This window comes from Nostoc sp. FACHB-888 (assembly GCF_014696655.1).
In the GTDB taxonomy this organism is placed as follows: domain Bacteria; phylum Cyanobacteriota; class Cyanobacteriia; order Cyanobacteriales; family Nostocaceae; genus Nostoc.
Genome location: NZ_JACJQM010000319.1, coordinates 1 through 3482 on the forward strand (window position 1 = coordinate 1; position 3482 = coordinate 3482).

Here is a 3482-nt window from a genome sequence, read left to right on the forward strand (position 1 = left end):
TGTTGCCATACATTCGCTTGTACAGCCGGTTCCAACTCAGCTTTTGCCAAAAACCGCAGTTGTCGTTCGTTGGTCGGCATTGGAATTTGCTGACCATTGGTCGGCAAAAACTTTTGAAGATTCTCGTAAACAGCAGTAGCCGAAATCTTTAAGTACGCCGCGCCACGACTATAATTAAGTTCAAAACGCATTGTACTGAATAGAAAACAAAATCCCGTTCTCCTGCCAAGTTCTTCCGTCTGAATCTCCCGACACCAACGGAATCCCCCAGTCAACACGTGCATTAAAGTCACCCCCGCGCCACTGCAATCCCAACCCCAGGGAAGCCAACATATTTGAGTTGGGATTTTCTGTACCTGCATTCCACCCAAATCCGAAGTCTGCAAAGGGAATCATTTGCGAAGTACCACCGGCCCTGAGAATCGGCACTTGCACTTCAGCCGAAGCAAACACACCATTATCAACTAAGAAAAAATCTTGGCGATATCCTCGTACACTATCCACACCACCCGCGCCAAACTGTTCTAGCGGCAAAAGTGTAGTAGTAGCTAGTTGCGTATTCAGACGCAGTAACATCAGAGTATCTGGAGCCAATAGCCGTACCCATTGGGCAAGCCCAAGCCAACTGAAAAAACGACTGTCCGCTCTATCTGAATTTATCGTCGCGTTGAATGCATCAAGTCCCACGCTGAACTGCGATCGCACTGCAAATACTTCTCGGTTATTGCGAGATACCCACTCTTGGAAAAATCGCAGCGCCGATACCCTCGTGTTCCCTTTGTCATCTGCACCATCAGAGGGGAACGGAATTCGCCCAAATTCAAAATCTACATACGAAGCCTCGCTTTCTTTCCTGGAAGCAGTTATGCCAAACGCAAATTCCTGGTTGGGAGTTCGGACTATTGGCTGTCGATACGTCAGTTCGTACTGCCGAGATTCTGCTTGAATATCCAGGATGTCGAAAGGTTCTTCGACAACATTAGCTGCTGAAGTCCCGTAGGTAAAAGAAATTGTCCCATCTCTCGGATTGATAGGTATTGTGTAACTAGCATCAAACGAGTTACTACCATCAGTGTTGGTATAGCCCACACTTAAACCATCTCCTACTCCCAGTAAGTTTGTTTCAGTTACTTGCAGCCGACGACGAAAGCTACCTACAGATGGCGATCGCCCGTTGTCGAGTATGATTTGAGTGTTAAATGTGTCTGCTTCTTCTATGTTGACTGTCAAGACAGCTGTGTTGAGCTTCTCCCCAGGTGACAACTCAGCAGATAGTCTTTTGATCAAAGGATTGTTCTGCAACAGTTGCAGTGCATCTAACAAACGCTTTTCGTTTACAGGCCCCGTTGTGTTTAATTTCAGGCGATCACGCACGTAATTAGGAGAAAGTCGTCGAGTACCTGTTATCTTAATGCTTTCAAGTTTACCTTCAACTACTTGAATTTTTACCACACCTGACCCCGGACTAATTTCTTGAGGTGGAATATATGCACCAGAAGCAATGTAACCGTTTCTGATGTATAGATTGGTGATTCTAGAACGAGCTTCATACAAGTCGGCTATATCTAGTTGCCGATTGAGAAAGTTGGACACAGCTTTAGCTAACTCTTCCTCGCTGAAAACTGTACTACCAACAATCTCGAAGTGTTTAACAGTGACTCTTTCTGTCGGCTTGCTAGGGAGTTCCTCTTCTGAGGGTAGAGTTGGTTGTTGTGGCGGGAGTAGTTCTGGTAAGGGTTGTCGTTGGGGTAATTGAGGTAAGGGTTGTGGCTGCTGTGTAGGGGGCTGGATGTCTTGTGGAGGCGGGAGGTTTGGCTGCTGTGTAGTGGTCTGTGCATGTAGGATTTTAACAGTACCACTAAGCACTATCAATATACTTAAAGGCAACCAAAACAATGTGCGCTTTGTGGGAGATTTATCGGTCATCAGATTGGGTAGGATATTGCCGCAAACTCTGAAATTGTACAGGATTGCTGTTTTATCAGAACAAACGCAATCTCAAAATTTTCTTAGCTTCAAGCATTCAATATCAAGCAGATAAATGTTAGATATTAAGTTCAAGGTTAAAATCCTGATTTTCAGTTGATAAGGTACTCCTAAATTGGCAACTATGATCAAAGAAAGTTTTATCGCAAAAAAATTGTAGTTGGCAGCAATTATGAACGCTGTTAATCGTAGGATAAACAATTAATTTACATAATTTTTATTCTTACGGATAAACTTTGCATTTTTACCTAACTCCCTAAGTTCCCTAAATCATGATTAACAAAATACACCTTGTTGGTATTCGGAGTGTTAGCGCAAGACTATATAGGCAGAAGCAAGAATGTTCTAATGCACTCCAGTTACTACCATTTCAAATGTTGGAGGAACCATAATTAGTCCTCGTCTAATAGGCTTCATAGGACGAGAACTCACTAATCCCAATTGCAAGCGTGACAGTATAGTTGCCAGAACAAGCTTGATTTCAAGTTGTGCTAATGCTGCTCCGATACAGCGGCGACTGCCACCACCAAATGGTAAATACTCGTATGGAGAAAATTGACGCTCTAGAAATCGCTCTGGTCTAAACATCTTTGGTTGTGGGTACACTTGTTCCCTTTGGTGAGCTAAGTAAATTGAAACATTAACGATTGTATCCGGTTCAAGCTGATAACCCATGATCTCTATAGGCTTTTGTACAAACCGTGAAAAAGGCATTAAAGAAATTGGGTAAAAGCGTAATGTTTCAGAACAAACAGCACTCAGATAAGGTAATTGTGCTATTCCACTCTTGTCATTGGTGGTGGGAAAGGAGTTAAGTTCAAATAGGAGATTTTTGTGAATTTCTGCCGAAAAATAACTCCAGTACAATGCCCAAGAAAGAGCAGATGACGTGGTTTCATATCCCGCGAACAATAGCGTTATCAAAGAATCACGCAATTCAATATTCGTTAGTGGTTCCCCAGATTCATGAGATGCTTCCAGAAGCATACTTAAAATATCCTTCCCTGGATAATTACGTTGCGCTTTTCGTTCAGCAATAATTGCATATACTAATTTATCAATTTGCTGGAGTTGACTCATTAGACTCTCTTCCAATCTCCAAAATTCTAGTTTTTTTTGTAATACAGGAAGAAACATCAAAAATATTGAATTAAAAGGATTGTGAAGAACATCAAACAGGGAAACTAACAATTGTTTCAGGCAATTATAACGATCATCGTTTTGTAGTCCAAATACAACATCAAGAATGATGCGAATAGAAATTTCTTTCATAACTGAATTAACTACAAATATCTTACCTGGAATCCATTCTCCAATTATTTGTTCAGTAATTTCACAAATGACTTGACTATAATCACGCATTCGCTCTGAATGAAAAGGAGGTAGCAGTATTCGTTTCTGTCGTTGATGCTGTTCGCCACTAGAAGAGAGAATAGAATTTTCTCCTAACAAAAGCTTTAATAAATTATTATTTTGAGTAGATTCAAAATATTCAT

General features: G+C 41.4%; 2 protein-coding genes and 1 pseudogene. All 3 read right to left on the reverse strand.

Annotated features, from left to right (window positions below; translation table 11 throughout):
- Window positions 1–191: pseudogene (locus H6G26_RS39990) on the reverse strand (hypothetical protein); the annotation flags it as partial.
- Window positions 181–1926, reverse strand: a complete 1746-nt coding sequence (locus H6G26_RS39995; RefSeq protein WP_190737489.1) for a ShlB/FhaC/HecB family hemolysin secretion/activation protein — start codon at window positions 1924–1926, stop codon at window positions 181–183. The gene H6G26_RS39995 and the pseudogene H6G26_RS39990, both read right to left, overlap by 11 nt.
- Before the next feature lie 405 nt (window positions 1927–2331).
- Window positions 2332–3482 (reverse strand): cytochrome P450 (locus H6G26_RS40000; protein ID WP_190737491.1); only part of this gene is annotated, 1151 nt, incomplete at its 5' end.